Consider the following 22868-nt stretch of genomic DNA (forward strand, 5'->3'; position numbering starts at 1 on the left):
CGGGGGCCCTGCGATGATCCGGACGTGATCACCGACGACCGGACCGACTCCGGCTGGGCCCCCGCTGCCGACCGCTACGCCAGCACCGCCTACCGCCGGGCCGGCCGCAGCGGGCTGCTGCTGCCGCCGGTGTCGCTGGGCCTCTGGCAGAACTTCGGCGCCGACCGGCCGCTGGCCACCCCGCGGGCGATCCTGCGGCGGGCCTTCGACCTCGGGGTCACCCACATCGACCTGGCCAACAACTACGGCCCGCCCTACGGCTCGGCCGAGACGACGTTCGGCGCGGTGCTGGCCAGCGACCTGCGGCCCTTCCGCGACGAGCTGCTGATCTCCACCAAGGCCGGCTACGACATGTGGCCCGGCCCGTACGGCGACGGCGGCTCGCGCAAGTACCTGGTGGCCAGCCTCGACCAGTCGCTCCGGCGCACCGGACTGGACTACGTCGACGTCTTCTACTCCCACCGGCGGGACGTCGACACCCCGCTGGAGGAGACGATGGGCGCCCTCGACGCGATCGTCCGGGCCGGGAAGGCGCTGTACGTCGGCATCTCGAACTACTCCCCCGCCGACACCGCCCGCGCCGCCGAGCTGCTCGCCGACCTGGGCACCTCGCTGACCCTGCACCAGCCCCGCTACTCGGTCTTCGACCGCAGCCCCGAGGGCGGCGTGCTCGAGGCCGCCGCGACCGCCGGCGCCGGGGTGGCCGTGTTCTCCCCGCTGGCCCAGGGCCGGCTCACCGACCGGTACCTGGACGGCGTCCCGGCCGGGTCCCGGGCCACCCGCAGCGCCTACCTGTCGTCCGAGGACGTCACCGACGACCTGGTCACCCGGGCCCGCGCGCTGAACGAGATCGCGGCCGGCCGCGGCCAGACCCTGGCCCAGCTCGCGCTGCGCTGGGTGCTCCGCGACGACCGGGTGACGACGGCGATCATCGGCGCCAGCTCGGTCGCCCAGCTCGAGGCCAACCTGCAGGCCCTCGCCGGCCCCGATCTGTCCGCCGACGAGCTCGCGGCGATCGAGCCGTACGCGGCGCCGGTCGGCGGGAGCCTCTGACGCGGGATCAGTCCGCCCGTCGGTCGAGCAGCAGGCGCACCGCGCGCTCGACCACCGCGACGGGCACCGGCTGAGACAGCGGGAAACGGCCGGTGGCTGCCTTCGTGCGGTGGGCGTCCACCTCGGGGTCGCCGGCCGGCAGCGGGTAGAGCGCGATGTGCTCCTTCCACGCGGCGACGTGCACCAGCGGCCGGCCGTCGAGCACGAAGGTGGGCATGCGGTAGCTGATCGTCTCGGTCACCCCCGGCGCGGCTCGGTGCACCGCAGCCCGGAACTCCTCCAGGGCGGCCCGGGTGGGTGCCGGGAAGCCGGCGATGTAGTCGTCGACGTCGCTCACGGGGTGCCTCCGTCGGTCGCTCGCGCCGTGACCCGGCGCAGTCGTAGGGTGACAGAGAAAGTCCTGCTGGAGGCCCTGTTCGGGCCCCGTTTCTGTCAGACCCCTCCTCTAGTTTCGTGGCATGGAGACGGGGCTGCGCTGGGAGGTCGGGGTGTCGGCGTCCCTGGCCGCGCCCGACCCGTGGCCTGACGAGGAGCTGCCTGCCGGGGTGACCCGTCGGCGGACGCGGTTGTCGGAGATCGTGGACGTCTCCCACTGGGACGACGCCGCCTGCGCCTCCGCCCTGCAGGCCCTCGCCGACGCGGATTCCCAGCTGGCGGCGTTCCGGGCCGATGTGGTGAAGCGGTTCGCCGACGTGCGGCCAGACCTGTGGGACCTGAACCCTGACGACCCCGCCGCCAGGGTCGAGGGCTGGGGGTCCGGGAGGACGTTCAACGGGGTCACCGAGTTCTTCACCGACGAGCTCGCCACCGTCCTGGGCACGTCGCGGATGCGGGCCGACACGCTGGCCAACTTCTCGCTGGTGCTGCGCGAGCAGCTGGTCGACACGTGGCACGCCCTGGCTGACGGACGCATCGACCAGGCCCGCGCCCAGGCGCTGGTCACCGCTCTCGGGTGGCAGGCCCCGGCCGTGGACCCCGACGTCGTCGCGGCCGTGGAACACGAGGCCCTGGACTGGGCGATCTCCGGCGAGGGGCCCTACCGACTGCGGGAGCGGGCTGCCGCCTTGTTGCTCCAGTACGACGCCGAAGCCTCTGACCGCCGGCGCAAGGCCGCGAAGAAGCTCACCGACGTAACCGTGCGCAACCCCGCAGACGGGTTCGCCGACTTCGTGGTCCGGATGCCCACTGAGGTCGCGGCCGCGTCGTGGGACACCTGCGACACCTACGCCCGGATGCGCAAGGCCGCTGGGGACACCCGCCCCATCGGCGAACTCCGCGCTCTGGTTGCGAGCGACCTGATCCTGCGGCCGTGGGACACCTCCCTGGAGCCGGTCACGGCGCACCTGACGCTGTTGGCCCCGTTGCCCAGCCTGGTCGAGAACCCCAGCGCTGATCCGCCAGGCCCCGATGCGCCACCGGAGTGCGGCCGGATCGGCAACCAGCCCATCACCGCAGCCCACCTCCGGGAACTCCTCACCCAACTGGGGTTCTGCACCGCCACCGGTCTGCAGGTCCCACCGGGCAGCACAGTCGACGTGGCCCTCACCAAACCCGGGACCGAGACGCTGCGAGCTGTGGTGACCCCGCACCAGCTCCGTCACCTCGCCCGCAGGGGGTGCCTGGAGCACCAGGGGACGGGCCTGTCCTGCGACTGCCCGGTGTTGGACGCACCACCACCGACCGACGCCTACCGGCCCACCGCCGAGCAGAACCGGTTCATCGACGCCCGCGACCGCACCTGCCGCCACCCCGGCTGCTCCAGACCGGCCCGGTTCACCGACGCCGACCACGTCGTCGCCTTCCACGACGGCGGACCGACGTCTTGCGACAACCTCTGCAACCTCTGCCGCAGACACCACCGCCTCAAGACCCACGCACCCGGCTGGCACTACTCCATGACCCCCGACGGACGACTGTCGGTCACCACACCGTCCGGGGTCACCAGGACGTCCGCACCCCCGGGCACCCACCACCGGCTCCGACCCGACGACCTCCTCCACCCCCTGGAGACCGCGGTCCCCGAGCTGCCCCCACCCGCCGACGACCCGCCGCCCTTCTGAGCGGCGGGGCGACTCAGGGCCGGCGGGCGAGCCAGCCGTCGCGGGTGGCGCGGACGCGGAGGTCGGGGCGCTGCGCGACGCCCTCGGGGCGGTGGTCGTCGAGCAGGACGTCGAGGGTGGCGAGGTCATCAGCACCCACCCGCTCGGCCAGGCCGCGACGCATCTGCCGCAGGGACAGCAGCGCGTACCGGCGGGCGGTCGGCGAGAGCGGCGCCGGCACCTCCACCACGGACACCCGGGCGTCCTCGACGGTGAACCCCGCGCGGGCGATCCGGGCCGCCCAGTCACCACCCTGGTGCGGCAGGTGCTCGGCCCGGGCCTGTGCGGCCGCGGCGTGGCAGCGCGCCTCCAGGCCGGGCTCCCCCACCCCGACGTCGTCGGGCAGGAAGCGGGGGAAGGAGTCCATCTCGGTCAGCGCCAGCAGGCCGCCGGGGGCGAGCACGTCGCGCATCCGGCCCAACGCCCGGTCGGGGTCGGCCATGTGGTGCAGCGACGAGGACGCCCACACCAGGTCCACCGGCCCGACGTCGGGCCAGTCGCCGTCCAGGTCGGCCTGCACCCCGCGGACCCGGTCCCCCACGCCCCGCTCCGCTGCCCGGGCAGCCAGGTGGGCGAGCATGTCCGGGTCCACGTCCAGCGCGACCACCCGGGCGTCGGGGAACCGTTCCAGCAGGGCGAAGGTTCCGGTGCCGGTGCCCGCGCCGACGTCCAGCACGGTCCGGACCGCTCCGTCACCGACCGCGGCGGCCACCCAGCCGAGGACGTCGTCCAGGTGGTCGCCGAGCACCTCGGCATCCAGGTCCAGCAGCTCGGCGAGGCCGCCCTGGGCCAAGCCGTGGTCGTGCGAGTGGGCGTGGCCGTGCGCGTGGGAGGTCATGCCCCGACGGTAGGACGGCCTTGCGCCGAAGTCCTACGCTGTTGCGCATGACGCAAGACGGTGACGTCGACTCTCTCGTCCGGCAGCGCATCCGCGGTCTGCGGGTGGCCCGTGGCTGGTCCCTCGACGACCTGGGCAGCCGGTGCCACCAGAGCGCCTCGACGCTGAGCCGGATCGAGACCGGCGCCCGCCGGATCAGCCTGGACCAGCTCAGCGGCATCGCCCGGGCGCTGGACACCACCCTGGACCAGCTGGTCGCCTCCGACTCCGACGACGACGTGGTCATCCGACCGCAGCGCAACGAGGAGCAGGGCTTCACCAGCTGGCAGCTCAACGGCGACAACGGCCCGCAGGGCATGACCGTGGCCAAGCTGCGGCTCACCCGGCCGGCTCCGACGCGCGGTGCCGGCGAGCTCCCGGTGCACCCCGGCCGGGACTGGTTCACGGTGCTGTCGGGCACGGTCGTGCTGTTCCTGGGCGAGCGGACCATCCGGGTCGAGGCGGGCGAGGCGGCCTCGTTCTCCACGATGACCCCCCACTCGTTCGGCGCCGAGGGCGGCCCGGCCGAGATCCTCGCGATCTTCGACCACGGTGGCGAGCGCACCCACCTGCACTGAGCAGGCACGGACCCTCAGTGCAGGGTGACGCCGATGCAGGCCGTGTCGTCGAGGCGGGCGTCCACCTGGCGCATCGCCGTCGAGCAGAGCTCCTGCGGTCCGGTGACCGGGCCGACGGCGGCCAGGGCGGCCATGAGCTGGGCGGTGCCCACGTCCAGGTCCGGCCCGCGGTGCTCGACCAGCCCGTCGGTGTAGGCGAGCACCGTGCTGCCGGCGGGCAGGTGGTGGGCCACCGAGACCCGTGAGGCGCCGTCGGCCACGCCGATCATCAGCCCGCGCACGTCGTCCAGCTGCCGGACGGCGCCGTCCGGGGCGTGCACGAGCAGCGGCGGGTGCCCGGCGGTGGCCACGTGCAGCGTCCAGCTGCCGTCCTCGGCCCGGCAGGCACAGGCGTAGGTGACGGTCGCCAGGGTGCGCAGCCCGAGACCCAGCACCAGCCGGTCCAGCCGGTCGAGCACCCGGCCGGGCTCGGTGCTGCCACCGTCGTAGGCGCAGGCCCGGAGCAGCCCGCGCAGCTGGCCCATCTCGGCCGCGGCGTCGATGTCGTGCCCGGCGACGTCGCCGATCGCGATCCCGACCGCGCCGTCCGGCAGCGCGATCAGGTCGTAGAAGTCGCCACCGACCGCGGCCCCCGCGGACGCGGCCTCGTAGTGCGCCACCGCGGTGACCCCGGGGACGTCGGGCAGCTGGGGCAGCAACGAGCGCTGCAGCGTCTCGGCCACCGACTGCTCCAGCTGGTAGAGCCGGGCGTTGTCCATCGCCATCGCCGCCCGGCGGCCGAGGTCGGTGGCCACCTCGACGTCGTCCAGGGCGAAGGGCGAGCCGGTGCGCACCAGGCTGAGCACGCCGAGCGTCCGACCGCGCGCGGTCATCGGCACGGTGAGCAGCGCCCGCATCCCGAGGGACTCGATCAGCCGGCGGCCGGCCTCGGTGCTGACGTGGCCGGCCAGCGCCTGCGGGGTGAGGTCGGCAAGGAGGCCCACCGTCCCGTCGGCGATGGCGGCCGCGGCGGGCGAACCGGCCGGCGGCGGCCGCCCGGTGACCAGCTCGACGAGCGCGGCGAGCTCGGGCCGGTCGCCGTCCCGGTGCGCGGCGGACGCCCGGCCGACCTGGCCGTGGTCGTCCAGCCCCACCGCGAAGGCCCAGTCCCCCAGCCCCGGCACGCAGATGCCGGTGAGCCGGTCGAGCAGCTCGCCGGTGTCCAGGGTCGCCGTCAGCTGGCCGGTGCCCTCGGCCATCAGGAGCAGCCGCTGCTGGGCCTGCTCGGCGGTCTCCCGGGCCGCGGTCTCCGCACGCAGCGCCCGCCCCCGCTCGGCGTCGGCGACCACCCGCTGGGAGACGTCGGCCTGCACGCCCACGAAGCTGACCAGCTCACCGGCACCGTCGAGGACCGGGCTCACCGAGAGCTGGTTCCAGAACGCCGTGCCGTCCTTGCGGTGGTTGAGCAGCGTGACGGTCACCGGGCGCCGCGCGGCCAGCCCGGCCCGCAGCTCCTCGAGGGCCGACGGGTCGGTGGCCGGTCCCTGCAGGAACCGGCAGTTGCGGCCCACCACCTCCCCCAGCGAGTACCCGGTGACCCGGGTGAAGGCGGGGTTGACCCAGACCAGCGGGTCGTCGGGCTGCCGGGGGTCGCTGATGGTGAAGCAGATGTCGGTGGCGAACACCGCACCCTCGCGCAGCCGCTGCAGCAGCACCCCGCCGTCACGGGCCTCGGGGTCGGCGACCGGCAGGAACACCACGAGCGACAGCGCCTGCTGGTCGGCGGCGGAGGCCTCCGGCGTGGTCACCGGGAACCCGGTGACCCACAGCAGCTGGTCGTCCCGGCCGTCGTGGGCGCCGGCCCGTTCGCGGTCGTCGCTGCGCCGCGGGGACAACCGGACCGGTTCCCCGGCCAGCGGCTGACCCGCCGCCACCCGGGACAACGGGGCATCGGTGCCGGCGAGCGGGCGACCGTCGAGATCGGTGAGCCCGGCAGCGGCGCCCCAGCTGTCCGTCGCCACCGGGAGGGGCACCTTGCCGGCCAGGTCCATGGCCGCGCCGTTGGCGAAGGTGACCTCGCCGGTGGACTGGTCGATGAGCAGCACCGCGACCGGCACGTCCCCGAGGATCGCCGGCAGGGCCGAGCTGGGCACCGGGGACGCGGGGTCCGCGGCCTGCGTGGCGGCGGCGACCGCGTCGCTCTGGGCGTGCACGGACGCGGCAGAGGGACCCCGCCCAGGGGCCCTCGCGTCGTCCCGGTGCGCCCCACCGGCGACGGCCGGCGTGGGGACGACGAGGTCGGCGCCCACGGCCGGGGACGGCGCGGAGGAGCGCAACCCGTCGTCATCAGGTCGCACCCGAGGAGTCAAGCAGACGCTTACGGTGTACGTCGAGGGTCCTGCCCGGAGGCTCTCGACCCCACGGAGGAACCCCACGTCCAGGCCCCGCAGCCGCTCGCCCGGCGGGTTCTACGGCTGGCACGTCGTCGGCGTCTCGGCCCTGGCACTGGCGCTGACCGCCCCGGGCCAGACCGCCGGCATCGCGGCCTTCATCGGCCCGGTGACCGCCGAGCTGGGCATCAGCCGCTCGGCCGTCGCCACCGCCTACCTGGTGGGCACGCTCACCGGCGCCGCCGCGATGCCCCTGGTGGGTCGGGCCCTGGACCGGTTCGGCGCCCGGCGGACGATGGCCGTCATCGGGGCGGTTTTCGGCGCCGTCCTCGTCGGGTTGTCCCTGGTCAGCAGCCTGGTCGGGCTGACGGCGGGGTTCGTCGGCGTCCGGCTGGCCGGGCAGGGCGCACTGGGGTTGACCGCCACGACCGCCGTGGCGTTCTGGTTCACCCGCCGCCGCGGCCTGGCGCTGGGGATCGTCTCGGCCGTCGGGGCGACGGGATCTCGCTGGCCCCGGTCGGGCTGGAGGTGCTCGTCTCCACGCAGGGCTGGCGGACCGCCTGGCTGGTCGAGGGGCTGGTGGTGTGGGCGGTCGTCGTCCCGCTGGCGCTGCTCGGCCTGCGCGACCGGCCCGCGGACCTGGGGCAGGTGCCCGACGGCCGCGTGGACACCGACCGTCCCGCACCACCACCGGTCGAGGGCCGCACCCTCCGGCAGGCCGCCCGCACCCCGTTCTTCTGGGTGGTGCTCGCCGGGGTCGCGGTGTCCGGGATGCTGGCCACCGGCGTCACCTTCCACCAGCTCGACCTGCTCGGGGAGCGCGGGCTGAGCAGCACCGAGGCGGCGGCGAACTTCCTGCCGCAGACCGCGGCCGGGCTCCTGTCCACCCTGGCCGTCGGGGCCCTGGTCGACCGGTTCGACGGCCGCCGGCTCGCCGTCGCCTGCATGCTCCCGCTGGCCGGCGGCCTGCTGTGGGGCACGGTCGTCGCCCCGGGGTGGTCCGCGCTGGGCTTCGGGCTGACGATCGGGGCTGCCGGCGGAGCGATCCGCACCCTGGAGGCCGGGTCGTTCCCCCGGTACTTCGGGACGACGCACCTGGGCTCCATCCGCGGCGTCGTCGCCTCGGTCAGCGTCGGGTCGACGGCGTTCGGGCCGGTGGCGTTCGCGCTGGTCCGGGACGCCACCGGCAGCTACGGGCCGGCCCTGCTGGCCGGCGCGGTCCTCCCGGGGCTCGTGGCGGTCGCCGCCCTGCTGTCCCCGCGGCCCACGGAGCCGGTGCCGCAGCGACTGTGACCCGACGCACGTGGACATTCCCCTCACGTGAGGGTTGAGTCAGGTGCAGCGGATGGCGACACCCCGTCGCCCGGCTCGACCACGAGCCTCCTCCCCCGCCACGCCCGCACGGAGCTGCCGACCCACGGCGCCCGCGGGCACCCGACCCGGAACGGGACCATGACCTCCACCCTGACCCCACCCCGCCTGACCCGACCCGCCTGGCTGGACCCGAAGGTGGCCAAGACCGAGGTGCTCGCCGGCCTCGTCGTGGCCCTGGCGCTGATCCCCGAGGCGATCAGCTTCTCCATCCTGGCCGGCGTCGACCCCCGCGTCGGGCTCTACTCCTCGTTCGTGATGGCCGTGGTCATCGCCTTCACCGGCGGCCGCCCGGCGATGATCACCGCGGCCACCGGCGCGATCGCGCTGGTCGTCGCCCCGCTGGCCCGGGAGCACGGGGTGGAGTACCTCTTCGCCGCCGTGATCCTGGGCGGGGTGTTCCAGGTGCTGCTGGCCGCCGGCGGCATCGCGAAGCTCATGCGGTTCATCCCGCGCAGCGTCATGGTCGGCTTCGTCAACGCCCTGGCGATCCTCATCTTCAGCGCCCAGGTGCCGTACCTCATCGACGTGCCGTGGCTGGTCTACCCGATGGTCGCCGCCGGCCTGCTGATCATCTTCGGGCTGCCCCGGTTCACCAAGGCCGTGCCCGCCCCGCTGGTCTCGATCGTCGTGCTGACCGGGCTCACAGTGGCCGCCGGCATCCTGGTGCCCACGGTGGGCGACCAGGGCGCACTGCCCGACAGCATCCCGTTCTTCGGCGTCCCGCTGGTGCCGTTCACGCTGGAGACGCTGACGATCATCGCGCCGTACGCCCTCGGCGTGGCCTTCGTCGGGCTGATGGAGTCGCTGATGACGGCCAAGCTGGTCGACGACCTCACCGACACCGGCTCGGACAAGACCCGCGAGTCCTGGGGCCAGGGCGTCGCCAACATCGCCTCGGGCTTCTTCGGCGGCATGGGCGGCTGCGCGATGATCGGCCAGACCATGATCAACGTGAAGTCCGGGGCCCGCACCCGGCTCTCGACCTTCCTGGCCGGCGCGCTGCTGCTGGTCCTCGTCGTCGTCCTCGGGCCGGTCGTGGCGGTCATCCCGATGGCCGCACTCGTCGCGGTGATGGTCTTCGTGTCGATCGCGACCTTCGACTGGCACTCGCTGCGGACCATCCACACGATGCCGCGCAGCGAGACGGTCGTGATGCTCTCGACCGTCGCGACCACCCTGGTCACCCACAACCTCGCGATCGGCGTCGGCGTCGGCGTGCTCGTCGCCTGCGTGCTCTTCGCCCGCCGGGTCGCCCACCTCGTCGACGTCACCGCCACCACCGACGGCGACACCCGCGTCTACACCGTCACCGGGGCGCTGTTCTTCGCCTCCAGCAACGAGCTGTACACCCGGTTCGACTACGCCGGGGACCCCGACCACGTGGTCGTGGACCTCTCCGGCGCCCACGTCTGGGACGCCTCGACCGTCGCCGCGCTGGACGCGATCACCCACAAGTACGAGCTGCGCGGGAAGACCGTCGAGGTCGTCGGCCTGGCCGGGCACTCGGCCACCCGCTACGAGCGGCACAGCGGCCAGCTCACCGGCGGCCACTGATGGTCGACGGGGTGGCCCCGGCCGCCCGCGGGGAGCTGGTGCAGATCGGTCAGGTGGCCGAGCAGACCGGGCTCAGCCTGCGCACCATCCGGTTCTACGAGGAGAACGGCCTCGTCGTGCCGACCACCCGCACCGAGGGCGGGTTCCGGCTCTACAGCGCCGAGGACGTCGCCCGGCTCGAGGTGGTCAAGCGGATGAAGCCGCTGGGCTTCAGCCTCGAGGACATGGCCGCCCTGCTCGACGTGCTGCACCAGCTCAGCACCGCCGACGACGCCACCCGCCCGGCCCTGGAGGACCGGCTGCGGATGTTCCACGCCGCCGCCGACACCCGGGTCACCGCGCTGCGCGAGCAGCTCGCGGTCGCCGAGGGCTTCGCGGCCGACCTGCAGGCCCGGCTGCCCGACTGACCCCGCGCACACCTGGTTGGCTGGTCGGCATGGCCCCGCCCGGACGCGACCGCTGGGACGTCGTCGTCGCCGGCGCCGGGCCGGCCGGGCTCGCGGTCGCCGCGGCCTGCGTGGCCCGCGGGCTGTCCACGGTCGTCGTCGCCCCGGCGCTGCGGCCCTGGACGCACACCTACGGGCTGTGGGCCGACGAGCTGACCGTCGCCGGGACGGTCTACCCGACGACCCTGGTGCGCACCGGCGCCGGCGACCACGACCTCGGTCGGCCCTACGCCCGGCTGGACAACGCGGCGGTGCACGCGGCGTTCCTGGACCGGGTGCTCGCCGGCGGCGAGACCCGCACCGGGTCGGTGGCGGAGGTGCACGACCGGAGCGTCGTGCTGACCGACGGCACCGCGCTCACCGGCGCCGTCGTGGTCGACGCCCGTGGCAGCGGACCGGGCACCGCCCAGCAGCGGGCCTGGGGCGAGCGGGTCACCGGCCCGGTCGAGGACGTCGTCCCCGCCGGCAGCGCGCTGCTGATGGACTGGGCCGCGCTGCGCGACCCGGCCGACCCGCAGCAGGTCGCCTTCCTCTACGGCATGGGCCTGGCCGACGGCAGCACCCTGCTGGAGGCCACCTCGCTGGCCGCCCGGCCCCCGGTGCCCCTGCCCGAACTGCGCGACCGGCTGCACGTGTTCCTCGCCGCGCACGGCCTGCGCACGGTCGGCGAGCCCGAGAAGGTGGCCATCCCGCTGGACGCCCCGGCCGCTCGCACCGGCGGGGTCCCGGTGGGTGCCGCGGCCGGGCTGGTGCACCCGGCCACCGGCTACAGCGTGGCGACGTCGCTGCGGCTGGGGCCGGTGGTCGCCGACGCGGTGCTCCGCGGGGCCGGGGCCGCCGAGCTGCGGGCGCTGGTCCGGTCGCGACGCCGCCGGGCCACCTTGGCGCTGCTGGGGCTGGGCCGCGACGTGCTGGTCGGCCTGGACGAGGCGCAGACCGACGCGTTCTTCCGGGCCTTCTTCACCCTGCCGCCCCGGGCGTGGGCGGCCTACCTGGACGTGGGGTCCTCCCCCGCCGCGGTCGCGGCGAGCATGGCCCGCGTCGCGGCCGCGCTGCCGCCGTCCGGGCGCCGGACGCTGTTCGCCAACGTGGGCCGGGCGCTGCGCCGCTGACCGCACTCAGCCGCCGGCCACCGCGTACCGGGCCGCCAGCACCCGGAAGGCGGCCGCCAGCTCCGGCGGGCCGAGCACCGTGACGTCGGCGTCGAACCGCCCGATGGACGCCGCCAGCCCGTTCCAGGACCAGGCGCCCAGGGTGAGCCGGCAGCGGTCCGGTGCGATCGCCTCGACGACGCCGTCCCCGACGAACGGGGCGACCTCCGCGGCCGGCACCGCCAGCTCGACCACGCCCCGGCACGGCCACTCGTCGGCACCGGTCGAGCCCTTGAACCGGGCGGCGACGAACCCGGCGACGTCCCCGCCGGGCAGCTCGCGGGGTACGAAGCGCGGGCCGGTGGGGGTGCGCGGGGTGATCCGGTCGGCCCGGAAGACGCGCCAGTCGGCGCGGTCGAGGTCCCAGGCGACCAGGTACCAGCGGCCGGCCCGGGTGACCAGGTGGTGCGGCTCGACCCGCCGCGGCGGCGCCCACTCCTCGGGCGCGCCGGGGGTCGCGTGGTCCATCCGCAGCACCTCGCGCGCCCGGACGGCGGAGGTCAGCGCGACCAGCACGGCCGGGTCGACGTCGGCGTCCCGACCGTGCGGGACGGCGGTGACCTGCACCGCGTCGACCCGGTGCCGCAGCCGGGCGGGGAGCACCTGGCGCACCGTGGTCAGCGCCCGGGCCGCCGCCTCGTCGATGCCGGCACCGCTGACCGCGGCCAGCTGCAGGGCGACAGCGAGCGCGACGGCCTGGTCGTCGTCGAAGAGCAGTGGCGGCAGCTCGGCGCCCGCGCCCAGGCGGTAGCCGCCGTCCGGGCCCTTGAACGCCTGCACCGGGTAGCCCAGCGCGCGCAGCCGGTCGACGTCGCGGCGCACCGTCCGCGGCGTGACGTCGAGCCGGGCGGCCAGGGTGGCGCCGGGCCAGTCGCGACGCGCCTGCAGCAGGGACAGCAGGGTGAGCAGTCGCGCCGACGTCCCGGTCATGCCCGCCAGGATGCCCGGCGTAGAGGACCGTACCTGTCCGCCACCCCCGACACAGTGGGTCCATCGCCGGCGGTCAGCGCCGGCAGACCCGAGGAGAGCGACATGGCCGTCACCACCACCACCCACCTGAACTTCCGCGGTCAGGCCCGCGCGGCGCTCGACCTGTACGCCGCGGTGTTCGGCGGGGAGGTCCAGGCCTTCACCTTCGCCCAGGGCGGCGACGAGCGGGACACCGCCGACGGCGCGGTCGCCGACCAGCTGAAGTGGGGCGGCGTGCAGTCCCCCGCCGGGTTCTCGGTCATGGCCTTCGACGTGCCCCCGGGCAGGGCGTACGACCAGGGCACCGACGCCGTCTACGTGTCCGTCCGCGGGGACGACGCCGCGGAGGTCACCCGGTTCTTCGAGGGGCTGGCCGAGGGCGGCACCGTGCGCGCGGCGCTCGGCCCGGCCGGGTTCTCCCCGCTGTACGGCATGGTCACCGACCGCTTCGGCGTGACGTGGGTGCTCGACGTCGTCGTCCCGTACGCCGGCTGACCCCGTCAGGCCAGGTCGCGGACGACGTCGACGCCCAGCCGCACGATCAGCGCGGTGGCGACGACGAGGAACACGACCCGGATGAACCGGTTGCCCTTCGCGATGGCCATCCGTGAGCCCAGGTAGGCGCCGGCCACGTTGGCCAGCCCGAGGACGACGCCGAGCCCGACGAGCACCGCACCGGTGGGCAGGAAGAAGGCCAGCGCACCCAGGTTGGTCGCGGCGTTGACGATCTTCGCGGTCGCGCTGGCGTGCAGGAAGTCGTAGCCCAGCAGGGCGATGAGGCCGATGACCAGGAAGGTGCCGGTGCCCGGGCCCAGCACGCCGTCGTAGAAGCCGATCACGACGGCCAGCACCATCGCCAGCAGGTAGTGGCTGCCGGCGGCCCGCCGGGTCCGGGCCAGGTCACCGAGGGAGGGCCGCGCCGCGGTGACCACCGCGACCGCGACCAGGGCCAGCACGATGACCGGCTTGATCACCTCGGCGGGCAGCCGGGAGGCGACCGAGGCGCCGGCGAGGGCCAGCACGAACGCCCCGGCGGCCATCGGCAGCGCCGTCCGCACCGCCGGTCGGGCCCGCCGGAAGTAGGTGGTGGCGCTGGTCAGCGTGCCGAAGACCGAGGCCAGCTTGTTGGTGCCCAGCGCCTGCAGCGGGGTCATCCCGCCGACCAGGAGCAGGACCGGCAGCTGGATCAGCCCACCGCCGCCCACCACGGCGTCGACCCAGCCCGCGGCGAACGCCGCGACCAGGAGGAGCAGGAGGGCGAGCCCGGAGAGGTCGGCCGGGACGAGGTCGAGGGGGAGCACGGGCCTGTTCTCGGTCGGGAGGGGCAGCGACCGACGGTAGCGACCGGGGTCAGCTGCCCCGCAGGACCCCGTCGACGACCTCCACCGCGATGTCCCGGAGCTTGCGGTTGGTGTTCTGCGACCGCCGGGACAACTGGGTGAACGCCTCGTCGGCCGAGAGCCCCAGCTGGACCATGAGCACGCCCTTGGCCTGCTCGATGACCGCCCGGGAGGCGATGGCCTCCTGCAGCTCGCCGACCGTCCGGTTCGCCCGCTCGAGGGCGTGCATGTTGCTGATGGTCACCGCGACGACGCCGGCGAGGTCCAGCGCGGCGGCCCGGGACTCCTCGTCGAGGGGCTGGTCGGTGCTGTAGACGTTCAGCCCGGCCTGCAGCTCGTGCACGATCAGGATCGGCACCGAGCAGGTGCTCACCGCCCCCTGCCGGGAGGCCAGCCGGCAGAACTCCGGCCACCGGGTCTCGGTCGCGAGGTCGCGGATGAGCACCGGCTGCCCGCTGGTGGCCGCGAACAGGCACGGGCCGTAGTTGAGGCCGTACTGGGCCTCGTCCAGCTCGTAGGCCAGCAGCCCGCTGCCGGCCACGGTGTGCGCCCGGGTGCGCTCCATGACCGTCACCGACGCCTCGGCCACCCCGGGCACGGTGGCGACGGCGAGGTCGGCCACCCGGTGCAGCAGGGACTGCATCGACTCGGCCGCCAGGCGCACGTCGCCCAGCTCCACCGGTCGGCGGGTCGGGTCTGCTGCTGGGGTGTCCACGGGGTCCTCCTCGAGGCGTCCGACGCCCACGCCGGTACCGCCGGCGGGAGGTCGACGGCGGGAGTGGGGCGCCGGGTCTGGACGCCCCCGGCGACGGCCTGGGACCCGCCGGGTGGGGTCGAGGCTAGTCGGGGCGTGGAACTCGGGGGGGTCGGGGCGCTCAGGTGCAGACCCACACCTGGGCCGGGCCCTCGGGGGTGGGCAGGAGCCGGGGCGGCACCTCGGGGCGGTAGACGGCCAGGTCGCGCTCGTAGACCAGGGCCTGTCGGGACATCTCGGCCGGCACCCGGCGGACCCGCCCGGCGTGCGGGCCGCCGCGGTGCAGCACGAGGACGCCGGGGTCGACGGGCGCCGTGCGGGCGGCCTCCCGGGGCCGGGCCGGCGGGCGCGCGGACTCGTCCTGGGCCTCCGCCGGCGGCACGGCCTCCACCGCCGGGGAGCCCGCCGGCGTCAGCTCGGCCGGCGCGGGAGCCGCCGCGGCGACCGCCCTGCTGACGGCGTCCTCGTGGGCCTGCACGAGCTCCACGGCGATGTCGCGCACCTTGCGGTTGGCGTGCTGGCTCTGCCGCTTGAGCGCGTCCAGGGCGGTGTCGGACCGGCACCGGGTCTGGGCCATGAGCAGGCCGGCGGCCTGGCCGATCACCGTCCGGCTCTCCAGCGCCCGGCCGAGCTGGGCGATCTGGTCGTCGTGCTCGGCGAGCCGGGCGGCGGCGGTCAGCAGCCCGGCCACCCGCCCCGCGGTGTGCGCGGCGTGCACCGGGTCGACCGGGGTGCGGGGCTCGGCGCAGAGGAAGGTGACCGCGCCCCGGGTGCCGGCGTCCACGGCCAGCGGGTACGAGGAGCTGGACCGGACGCCGGACCGCTCCGCGGCGGCGCCCCAGGGGCCCTCCGCGGCGGTGTCGCCGACCAGCACCACGTCGCCGTCCCGGGCGCACTGCAGGCCGGGGCCCGCCCCCAGCTCGTCGTCGGTGAGCCGGGCGGCTCGGCCGAGGGGGTCGGCGGAGGACACGGCGACCTCACCCTGCGGGCTGACCAGGGTCAGCACACAGCTCAGGACGCCGGGAGCCCCCTGGGCGGCGGCCACGAGCAGGTCGTGCAGCGCCCCGAGGATCGTGCTGTCGTCGAACGCCGTCGGTTCAGCGAGCCCGTCGTGGACGGGTGCCGGGCGGGTCATGCGGTGCCTCCACCGTCGCGGTCACCCCCGTCCCTGGAGGCGTCCGTGCGAAGCGTCCTCACCGTAGACGAGCGTCGCCGGCACCGCGCGCGACGGAGGGCGGGGGTCCTCGACCCCCGCCCTCCGGTCCTCCAGGGCGGTCAGCCCTGCGAGCCCTGCACGGCCTCGCGGGACTGCTGGGCCTGACCCTGCACGTCCGAGGCGGCCGACTGGCCCTCCTGCTTCACGGTGCCGACGGCGTCCTGCGCGGTCCCCTTCAGGGACTCGACGGCGTCCTGGGCGGCCGGCTTGAGGTTCTCGCCGACCTCCTGGGCAGCCTGCTTCGCCTTCTCGATCAGCGGCTGCCCGGCGGACTCGGCCTGGGAGGCGAGCTGCTTCTCCTTCTCCGTGGTGGGGAGCAGGGAGGAGACGAGCCAGCCGACGCCGAAGGCGATCAGGCCGGCGGCCAGCGGGTTGCCCTGGGTCTTGCCCAAGGCGGCGTCCGGGGCGCCGGTCACCGCGTCGGTGGCACCGTGCGCGGCCTGGGAGACGCGGCCGGGACCGTCGTCGCTCCCGCCCATCACGCGGTTGCGGAGGCCGTCCACGGCGTCCTTGGTCTTGGTCACGCGACGGTCGACGACCCGGGCGGGGTTGACCTTCTCGTTGAGGGCGTCCACGTCGTAGGAGAGGCCCGCGCGGGTCTCCTCGATCTGCTGACGGATGACGTCGGGGTCACTGCTGCTGGTCATGGGTTCTCTCGCTTCTCTCAGGAGGGACGCACGGCGTCGGGCACCCGCGACAGGGTCTCCACCGTCCGCTCGGGCTTGGGGTTGACGGTCTTGAGCTGCTTGCGGCCGCTCAGGGCGAGGACGGCGGCCACCGCGCCCCAGACGACGGCGACGATCAGCGCGGCCCAGCCGGCGGGGATCGCACTGGCCAGGGCGGCCCACAGCGCGAGGCTGAGGAAGAGCACGGTCAGGTGACCGGCGTAACCGGCGCCGGCGAGCATGCCGACGCCCTTGCCGGCCTTGGTCGCCTCGGCCTTGACCTCGGCCTTGGCCAGCTCGAGCTCCTGGCGCATCAACGTGGAGAGGTCCTTGCTGACCTCACCGAGCAGCTGGCCGACCGAGGTGCCCTCGACGTCGGGGTGCCCGTCGGCGGTCGTCGGCTGGCCCGCAGGGCCCGCGGGCGGCTGGTAGGGGGTGCTCACGCCTGGCCACTCCCGCTCGGGAGCCCCGTGGTGGTCTCGGTCTCGTAGCCGGCGACCGGGGTGGTGGAGGGCGCGTAGCCGGCCGGGCGGTCGGGGAGGCCGGCGGCGGGGGACGTGGCGCCCGCGGAGCCGGAGTCGTCGGCGTGCGAGGCCTTGATCCCGCTGGTCAGCCGACCGGCGAGGACACCGGCGACGGCGGCACCGACCAGGAAGGCGCCGGGCCGGCGGCGGGCGAAGGTGCGGAGGTCGTCCAGCAGCTCGCCGGGCTCGCGGTCACGCAGCCGGCCGGCCACGTCCTCGACGATGCCGGTGGCCTGACCGACCAGGTCGTGCGCCGGGCCGGAGCCGTCACCGCCGGTCATGCCACGCATCTCCTCGGCCAGGGCGGAGAGGCTCTCGGCTGCCTTGGCCTGGCCGGCGCGGGCCTGGTCGACGGCCTGGGTGCGACCCTCCGACAGCAGGTCGGCCGCCTGCTTCTTCGTCTCCTGGGCGACCTCCGCGGCCTGCTCGGCGGCGGTGCCGGCGACCTGCTTGCCGGCGTCCGCGGTGGTCTGACCGACCGCGCGGGCCTCGTCCTTGGCGGTGTCGGCGGTGGACGTCGAGTCCGAGGTCGGGGGTGTGTCGAGGGAGTGCGTCATCTGGTCCTCCTGGGGGCCGGCGCCGGCGAGCGGGCACGGCTGAGGGGCGTGCAGCGCAGTGCGCGGCACGAGGGGGGTGGCACAGGGGTGGTCCCCGCGCAGCGAGGGCTGCGCGACGCCGGGTCTGGACGTCGGGGAGAGGCGCACCCCGTGGGGTGCTGGAGGTCGGAGGCGGCCAGTTCGCTGGAGCCGTCCTCCGTCTCAGGGGGCCTACCCGGGCCGGGACGAGGTGGAAACGCGCCGGCTCGGAACAGCGGGGGCGACGGCGTCCACGAGCAGCTCGGCGGTGCGTCGCCCCTGACGCCGGGCGTCGTCGGCGTCCTCGCGCAGCTGCATCGCCAGCATCCCGGTGACGACCAGGACCAGGTGCTCCCCCAGCTCGGCGGCCCGGTCCCCGGCCACCGGGCCGGCGAGCTCGGTGAGCCGACGGCGGAGCAGCGCCGTGTCCTGGGCCAGCGCGGCCCCGGCCGTCGGGTCGCCGGTCGGGGTGCCGGCGGCGGCGTCCAGGAACGCGCACCACCGCGCCGGCGTCGCGCCGGCACGGAAGGTCCCGACCGCGTCGAACACGGCCAGCAGTCGCGCCCGGTCGTCGCGGGCCGCGGTGACGGCCCGGGCCCACGTGGCGTCCCAGGCGGCCAGCCGTTCGGTGAGCACCGCCTCGAGCAGCCCCGCCTTGGTCCCGAAGTGCGCGTACAGGGTGGCCGGGGCGACCTCGGCACGCCGCAGGACGGCGTCCACCGGGGTGCCGGTGAACCCCTCGGCGGCGAAGAGCTCGTCGGCCGCGGCCAGCAGCCGGGTGCGGGCGTCGGGTCGCGCGGTCACGAGCGGACTGTAACGTGCGTTCTATGAAACGATCGTTTCAGTCATCCGCCACCGTGGTCCTCGGCACCGGGCTCGTCGCCGCCACCTACGGCCTGGTCCGCTACGCCTACGGGCTGTCGGTGCCGGCCGCCCAGCGCGACCTCGGGCTGTCCACCGCCGCCGCCGGGGCGGTGTCCGGGGCGACGTCGGTGGCCTACTGCGTCGCCGCCGTGCTGGCGTTCTGGGCGTGCGAGCGGTGGCCGCGCGCGGTGGTCACCGCCGCCGGGGCGGTCGCGGCCACCGGGGCCCTGGGTGCGGGCCTCGCCACCGGCCCGACGGCGTTCGCCACCGCCGTCGTCCTCGGCAGCGCCGGGGCCGGGGCGGCCTCGCCGGGCCTGGTGGTGCTGGTCCGCCGGGCGGTGGCCGCACCCCGTCGGGACGCCGCCCAGTCGCTGGTGAACGCCGGCACCGGTCCGGGCCTGGTCGCCGCCGGCGTGATCGCGGTGGTGGCCGGGTCGCAGTGGCAGCGGGGCTGGGTGGTGGCCGCCGCGGTCACCGCCGGCCTCACCGTGGCGCTGCTGGTCGGCACCCGCGGCCTGGCCGGGGACGACGCCCCGCCCACCGGGCTCGACCTCTCCCGCGCGTGGGCCCGCCCGCTGCTCGCCGCCGTCCTGCTGGGCACCGGCAGCGCCGCGGTCTGGACCTGGGGCCGGGCGGTGCTCGAGGACGGCGGGCTCTCCCCGACCCGGGCCGTCGGCGCCTGGATCGCCCTGGGCCTGGGGGCGACCCTGGCCGCCATCGCCACCCCGCGTCTGCTCCGCCACGGGGTGTCCCTCGCCTGGGCCGCGTGCGTGCTGGCCACCGCGGTGGCCACCGTCCTGCTGGCGGTCGGCCCGCTCCCCTGGCTCGCTGCGGCGCTCTTCGGGCTGGGGCACACCGCGGCGACCACGGTGCTCATCGCCTGGGCCGGCCGGGTCACCCGCACCCCCGGCCCGGCGGTCGCGGCCTTCTTCGTCGCCCTGCTGGCCGGCCAGGCGGTCGGCGCCCCCCTGGCCGGCGCCCTGCTCCCGCACGGCGCCCCCCTGGCCTTCGGCGTCGCCGCCGCCGTGACCGCCCTCGCCGCCCTCCCCCGCCCCACGACCGGCGAGGAGCGCCCCTCCCGTGAGGACGGGAGAGGCGCTCCTGGTCAGCCCCGGGTGGCGCGCTTGCCCTGCTCCCGCTCCAGCACCGCCTCGGCGTCGGTGAGCACGGTCTCGACGTCGGCGGCCCGGACCACGACGACGCCGTCGGCGTCCCCGACCACGAGGTCGCCGGGGGTCACGACGACCCCGCCGATCGCGACCGCGACGTCGAGCCGCCCGGGGCCGTGCTTGTAGGGACCGGCCGGGGTGACCGCGCGGGCGAAGACCGGCAGGCCCAGCTCGGCCAGCGCATCGGCGTCCCGCACGGCGCCGTCGACGACGAACCCGGCGATGCCGGCGCGCTGGGCCTTGAGACCGATGAGGTCGCCGATCAACGCGCGAGAGGTGTCCCCTCCCCCGTCCACGACCAGCACGTCACCGGGGCTGGCGAGCTCCAGGGCCCGGTGGACGAACAGGTTGTCCCCGGCCCGGGTCTGCACCGTGAACGCCCGGCCGGCGACCCGGGCGCCGGACCAGACCGGGGTGATGCCCCGGGGGACGCCGAAGCGCTCCTGGGCGTCGCCGATGTTCGCCGTCGGGAGCAGCGCGGCGCGGGAGACGAGGTCGGTGGTGTCGGGTCGGGAGACGACGGTCATCGGGTTCCTCCGGCGGCGGGGGCGGGGGCGGTCGGACGGGTCACTGGCCGACGAGGAGGTCGGCGATGATCGGCTCCACGGCGGTCTCGCGCTCGGCCCACAGGTCGGCGGCCTCCTGGGCGTCGAGGAAGTCCGGCCGGGTGGCCGCGTCCTCCAGGGCGCTCATGACCTCCGGGTCGGTGGTCGCCACCTCGAGGGCGGCCTCCAGCGTCGTGACGATCCCCTCGGGGGTGCCGGCCGGGACCGACAGGGTGAACCGGCTGGTCATCTGGTCGATGCCGGGGAAGCCGGCGTCGGTGAGCGTGGGGACGTCCTCGACGAAGGGGTTGGGCTCGTCGGCGACGACGGCCAGCAGCCGGATGTCCCCGGACTGGTAGGGGCCGAAGAAGCTCGAGACACCGCCCAGGGCCATGTCCACCTCGCCGGAGACCAGCGCGGCGACCTTGTCCGAGCCTGAGTCGTAGTGCACGACGTTGAGGTCCATGTCGAGCTCCTGCTCCAGGACCGACAGGTTGACGTGGTCGTCGCCGGCCCGGGAGTCGGTGCCGGCGGTGATCGCGCCGGGGTCGTCCTGCGCGGCCTCCACGAAGTCCTCCATCGTCTGCACCGGGCTGTCGGCGGGGACGGCGATGACGATGTCGTTGCTGGCGAACGAGCCGAACGGGGTGAAGCTCTCCCGGTCGAAGCTGGCCTGCTGGCTGGGGTCGAGGTACCGGCCCAGGATCGAGGGCAGGTTGGTGTAGCCGAACGTCGTGCCGTCGGGGTCGGCGTTGGCCAGCTCGGTGAGCCCGATGACCTGGTTGCCGCCCTCGCGGTTGACCACCTGCACGGTCACGCCCAGCTCCTCGGCCAGGGCCGGGGCGACGATCCGGGCCAGGATGTCGTTGCCACCGCCGGCGGCCGAGGGGACCACCCACTCCAGCGTCGACCCGGCCTCCGGGAAGGCCGCGGCGTCGGCCTCGGTCCCCCCGGCGGACCCGCCCGAGCAGGCGGTCAGGGTGGTGGCGGTGACCAGGGCGAACGCGCCCAGGGTCCGGCGGATCAGGGGGCGGGTGCTGCTCATCGGATCGACTCCTTCGTCGTCGTGCGGGTGGCCGTGCGGGTGTCGGTGCGGGTGTCTGTGTGGGTGTCTGTGCGGGTGGGGTCGACGACCGCGGCGGGTGCCGGGTCGTGGGTGGCGGGAGCGGTCGGGGCCGGCGGGACCGGTCCGTCGTCGTCCCCGCTGGGGGCCTCGGGGCCGGCCGGCGGCTCGCCCTGGCTGCGGTCGGCGCGGCGGGCCAGCACCCGGGCGAGGGCCCGGGAGACCAGCGGGCGGGCCACGGTGGCGAGCACGGCGAGGGCGATGAGGCCGAGCAGGGTGCTGCTGATCGGGCCGTCGGTGAAGACGGCGTAGTCACCGCGGGACAGCGCCAGCGCCCGCTGGAAGTTGTCCTCGATCATCGGCACGAGGATCAGCGCGAGCACGAACGGGGTGAGCGGCACCGCGGCCAGGCTCATCACGTAGCCCAGGGCGCCGGCGGCGACCATCACGAAGACGTCGAACGTGGTCCCGTTGATGCTGTAGGTGCCCAGGACGAGGAACACCATGATCAGCCCCATCAGGTACGGGAAGGGGATGCGCAGCAGCGACACCCAGACCCGGGCCAGCGGGATGTTCAGCACCAGCAGGATGACGTTGCCGACGATGAGGCTGGCGATGATGCCCCAGGCCACGTCGGGGTTGTCCCGGAAGAGCAGCGGGCCGGGGACCAGGCCGTTGATGGTGAACGCCCCGGCCATGATCGCGACGGTGGCGCTGGTCGGGATGCCCAGGGTGAACAGCGGGATCATCGAGGAGATGGCCAGGGAGTTGTTGGCCGCCTCGGGTCCGGCGACGCCCTCCACGGCGCCGCGGCCGAACTCCCCGCGCCGACGGGAGACCTTCTTCTCCAGCGCGTAGGACGCCAGCGAGGTGGCCGCGCCGGGCGAGCCGGGGAGCAGGCCCATGAAGAACCCGATGACCGAGCCGCGGGCGAACGGGGCCGCCGACCGGCGCAGGTCGGTCCTCGTGGGCATCAGCCGGCCGACCTCCAAGGGTGCGACCGGGGCGCCGTTGGCCCGGGCGACCTGGGACAGGATCTCGCTGAGCCCGAAGGCGCCCATCACGACCGGGACGAGGCCGATGCCGGCGAACAGCTCGGGCAGGCCGAAGGTGAAGCGCTGCAGGCCCTGGCCCTGGTCGATGCCGACGCTGGCCACCAGGACGCCGAGGCCCACGCTGACCAGCGCCTTGCCCGGGCTGGAGCCGGCGAAGGCGGTGATCAGGGCCATCCCGAGCACGGCGACCAGGGTCAGCTCGGGGGCACCGAACTCCAGCGCCAGCCGGCTGAACGGGGCGACCAGGACGAAGCCGACCACCCCGACCATGCCGCCGACGAAGGAGGCCAGCGCGGCGATGACGAGAGCGGGGCCGGCGCGGCCGCGCTTGGCCATCGCGTAGCCGTCCAGGGTGGTGGCCACCGAGGAGGCCTCACCCGGGATGCGCAGCAGCACCGCCGTCGTCGTCCCGCCGTACGCGGCGCCGTAGAGGATCGCGGCGAGCGTGATGATCGCGGTGGTGGCGTCCAGGCCGAACGTGACCGGGATGAGCAGCGAGACCGCCGCGGCCGGGCCGAAGCCGGGCAGGACGCCCACGAGCATGCCCAGCACGCAGCCGAGCAGCGCGAACGCCAGGTGGTGGACGGTGAGGATGGACAGCAGACCGTCGAACAGGGCACCGAACACG

At 75.3% G+C, this 22868-nt stretch carries 23 protein-coding genes and 2 pseudogenes; 10 read left to right on the forward strand and 15 right to left on the reverse strand.

Annotated features, from left to right (window positions below; genetic code table 11):
* Positions 1-24: 24 nt before the first annotated feature.
* The gene (locus ASG36_RS07975; protein WP_055761642.1) at positions 25-1053 is read left to right on the forward strand and encodes an aldo/keto reductase; all 1029 of its coding nucleotides are present in this window, start codon (positions 25-27) and stop codon (positions 1051-1053) included.
* Positions 1054-1060: 7 nt separating this feature from the next.
* Here the strand turns inward: ASG36_RS07975 and ASG36_RS07980 are convergent, their stop codons facing one another.
* Positions 1061-1390 (reverse strand): iron chaperone, encoded by a 330-nt coding sequence (locus tag ASG36_RS07980; protein ID WP_055761645.1) that lies wholly within the window; start codon positions 1388-1390, stop codon positions 1061-1063.
* Positions 1391-1511: 121 nt separating this feature from the next.
* Here ASG36_RS07980 and ASG36_RS07985 point away from each other — a divergent pair, with 121 nt between their 5' ends.
* Complete coding sequence (locus ASG36_RS07985) at positions 1512-3113, forward strand: HNH endonuclease signature motif containing protein (RefSeq protein WP_055761648.1); 1602 nt, start codon at positions 1512-1514, stop codon at positions 3111-3113.
* 13 nt (positions 3114-3126) lie between these two features.
* On the opposite strand, the gene ASG36_RS07990 is transcribed toward ASG36_RS07985, so the two are convergent.
* Positions 3127-3990 carry a trans-aconitate 2-methyltransferase gene (locus ASG36_RS07990; RefSeq protein ID WP_055761651.1) on the reverse strand — a complete coding sequence of 288 codons (864 nt, stop codon included), beginning with the start codon at positions 3988-3990 and terminating at the stop codon, positions 3127-3129.
* A 47-nt stretch (positions 3991-4037) separates the two neighbouring features.
* On the opposite strand from ASG36_RS07990, the gene ASG36_RS07995 reads away from it, so the two are divergent.
* Complete coding sequence (locus tag ASG36_RS07995; protein WP_055761654.1) at positions 4038-4607, forward strand: helix-turn-helix domain-containing protein; 570 nt, start codon at positions 4038-4040, stop codon at positions 4605-4607.
* A 14-nt stretch (positions 4608-4621) separates the two neighbouring features.
* Here the strand turns inward: ASG36_RS07995 and ASG36_RS08000 are convergent, their stop codons facing one another.
* Together ASG36_RS08000 and ASG36_RS22880 are read right to left on the reverse strand one after the other, a co-directional pair.
* Entirely contained in the window at positions 4622-6799 is a 2178-nt protein-coding gene (locus tag ASG36_RS08000; RefSeq protein ID WP_162245175.1) for a SpoIIE family protein phosphatase, read from the reverse strand.
* Positions 6800-7054: 255 nt separating this feature from the next.
* Positions 7055-7186 (reverse strand): hypothetical protein, encoded by a 132-nt coding sequence (locus tag ASG36_RS22880; RefSeq protein WP_255354609.1) that lies wholly within the window; start codon positions 7184-7186, stop codon positions 7055-7057.
* Between ASG36_RS22880 and ASG36_RS23085 the strand changes: the two are divergent.
* The 5 genes and pseudogenes from ASG36_RS23085 to ASG36_RS08020 all read left to right on the forward strand — a co-directional run.
* Positions 7146-7418 (forward strand): annotated as a pseudogene (locus ASG36_RS23085) (hypothetical protein); the annotation flags it as partial. The gene ASG36_RS22880 and the pseudogene ASG36_RS23085 overlap by 41 nt on opposite strands.
* A gap of 86 nt (positions 7419-7504) precedes the next feature.
* Positions 7505-8269 (forward strand): hypothetical protein, encoded by a 765-nt coding sequence (locus ASG36_RS21860; protein WP_235494704.1) that lies wholly within the window; start codon positions 7505-7507, stop codon positions 8267-8269.
* 159 nt (positions 8270-8428) lie between these two features.
* On the forward strand, positions 8429-9904 hold the full coding sequence (locus tag ASG36_RS08010) for a SulP family inorganic anion transporter (protein ID WP_055761660.1): 1476 nt from the start codon (positions 8429-8431) through the stop codon (positions 9902-9904).
* Positions 9904-10311 carry a MerR family transcriptional regulator gene (locus tag ASG36_RS08015; protein ID WP_055761663.1) on the forward strand — a complete coding sequence of 136 codons (408 nt, stop codon included), beginning with the start codon at positions 9904-9906 and terminating at the stop codon, positions 10309-10311. Before ASG36_RS08010 ends, ASG36_RS08015 begins: the two co-directional genes overlap by 1 nt.
* Positions 10312-10340: 29 nt before the next feature.
* The gene (locus tag ASG36_RS08020; protein WP_055761666.1) at positions 10341-11462 is read left to right on the forward strand and encodes a lycopene cyclase family protein; all 1122 of its coding nucleotides are present in this window, start codon (positions 10341-10343) and stop codon (positions 11460-11462) included.
* A 6-nt stretch (positions 11463-11468) separates the two neighbouring features.
* Here ASG36_RS08020 and ASG36_RS08025 read toward each other — a convergent pair whose 3' ends face one another.
* The gene (locus tag ASG36_RS08025; RefSeq protein ID WP_055761669.1) at positions 11469-12431 is read right to left on the reverse strand and encodes a YafY family protein; all 963 of its coding nucleotides are present in this window, start codon (positions 12429-12431) and stop codon (positions 11469-11471) included.
* Positions 12432-12533: 102 nt separating this feature from the next.
* Between ASG36_RS08025 and ASG36_RS08030 the strand changes: the two genes are divergently transcribed.
* Positions 12534-12965 carry a VOC family protein gene (locus ASG36_RS08030; protein WP_055761672.1) on the forward strand — a complete coding sequence of 144 codons (432 nt, stop codon included), beginning with the start codon at positions 12534-12536 and terminating at the stop codon, positions 12963-12965.
* A 5-nt stretch (positions 12966-12970) separates the two neighbouring features.
* Here the strand turns inward: ASG36_RS08030 and ASG36_RS08035 are convergent, their stop codons facing one another.
* The 7 genes from ASG36_RS08035 to ASG36_RS08065 form a co-directional block, all read right to left on the reverse strand.
* Positions 12971-13771, reverse strand: a complete 801-nt coding sequence (locus ASG36_RS08035; protein WP_055761675.1) for a TSUP family transporter — start codon at positions 13769-13771, stop codon at positions 12971-12973.
* A 49-nt stretch (positions 13772-13820) separates the two neighbouring features.
* Positions 13821-14525, reverse strand: a complete 705-nt coding sequence (locus tag ASG36_RS08040) for a GAF and ANTAR domain-containing protein (RefSeq protein ID WP_055762731.1) — start codon at positions 14523-14525, stop codon at positions 13821-13823.
* Positions 14526-14685: 160 nt separating this feature from the next.
* The gene (locus tag ASG36_RS22985) at positions 14686-15699 is read right to left on the reverse strand and encodes an ANTAR domain-containing protein (protein ID WP_055761677.1); all 1014 of its coding nucleotides are present in this window, start codon (positions 15697-15699) and stop codon (positions 14686-14688) included.
* 140 nt (positions 15700-15839) lie between these two features.
* Positions 15840-16427 (reverse strand): DUF3618 domain-containing protein, encoded by a 588-nt coding sequence (locus tag ASG36_RS08050; protein WP_055761680.1) that lies wholly within the window; start codon positions 16425-16427, stop codon positions 15840-15842.
* 17 nt (positions 16428-16444) lie between these two features.
* On the reverse strand, positions 16445-16888 hold the full coding sequence (locus tag ASG36_RS08055; RefSeq protein ID WP_055761684.1) for a phage holin family protein: 444 nt from the start codon (positions 16886-16888) through the stop codon (positions 16445-16447).
* Positions 16885-17526: a hypothetical protein gene (locus ASG36_RS08060; protein WP_055761687.1), complete on the reverse strand. Its 642-nt coding sequence runs from the start codon at positions 17524-17526 to the stop codon at positions 16885-16887. Before ASG36_RS08060 ends, ASG36_RS08055 begins: the two co-directional genes overlap by 4 nt.
* A gap of 210 nt (positions 17527-17736) precedes the next feature.
* The gene (locus ASG36_RS08065; RefSeq protein ID WP_055761690.1) at positions 17737-18348 is read right to left on the reverse strand and encodes a TetR/AcrR family transcriptional regulator; all 612 of its coding nucleotides are present in this window, start codon (positions 18346-18348) and stop codon (positions 17737-17739) included.
* Between the two features lie 23 nt (positions 18349-18371).
* Here ASG36_RS08065 and ASG36_RS22590 point away from each other — a divergent pair.
* A pseudogene (locus tag ASG36_RS22590) lies at positions 18372-19439 on the forward strand (MFS transporter); the annotation flags it as partial.
* Between the two features lie 74 nt (positions 19440-19513).
* On the opposite strand, the gene ASG36_RS21470 reads toward ASG36_RS22590, so the two are convergent.
* From ASG36_RS21470 to ASG36_RS08080, 3 genes are read right to left on the reverse strand one after another with little or no spacing between them, the layout of a single operon-like run.
* Positions 19514-20104, reverse strand: a complete 591-nt coding sequence (locus ASG36_RS21470) for a methyltransferase (protein WP_082522858.1) — start codon at positions 20102-20104, stop codon at positions 19514-19516.
* A gap of 40 nt (positions 20105-20144) precedes the next feature.
* A complete protein-coding gene (locus ASG36_RS08075) occupies positions 20145-21167 on the reverse strand; it encodes a tripartite tricarboxylate transporter substrate binding protein (RefSeq protein WP_055761697.1) in 1023 nt (340 codons plus the stop codon).
* Positions 21164-22867 (reverse strand): tripartite tricarboxylate transporter permease, encoded by a 1704-nt coding sequence (locus ASG36_RS08080; RefSeq protein ID WP_200944365.1) that lies wholly within the window; start codon positions 22865-22867, stop codon positions 21164-21166. Before ASG36_RS08080 ends, ASG36_RS08075 begins: the two co-directional genes overlap by 4 nt.
* Between the last annotated feature and the right edge of the window lies 1 nt (position 22868).

Origin of the sequence: Geodermatophilus sp. Leaf369, assembly GCF_001424455.1 — a bacterium.
Classification (GTDB): domain Bacteria; phylum Actinomycetota; class Actinomycetes; order Mycobacteriales; family Geodermatophilaceae; genus Klenkia.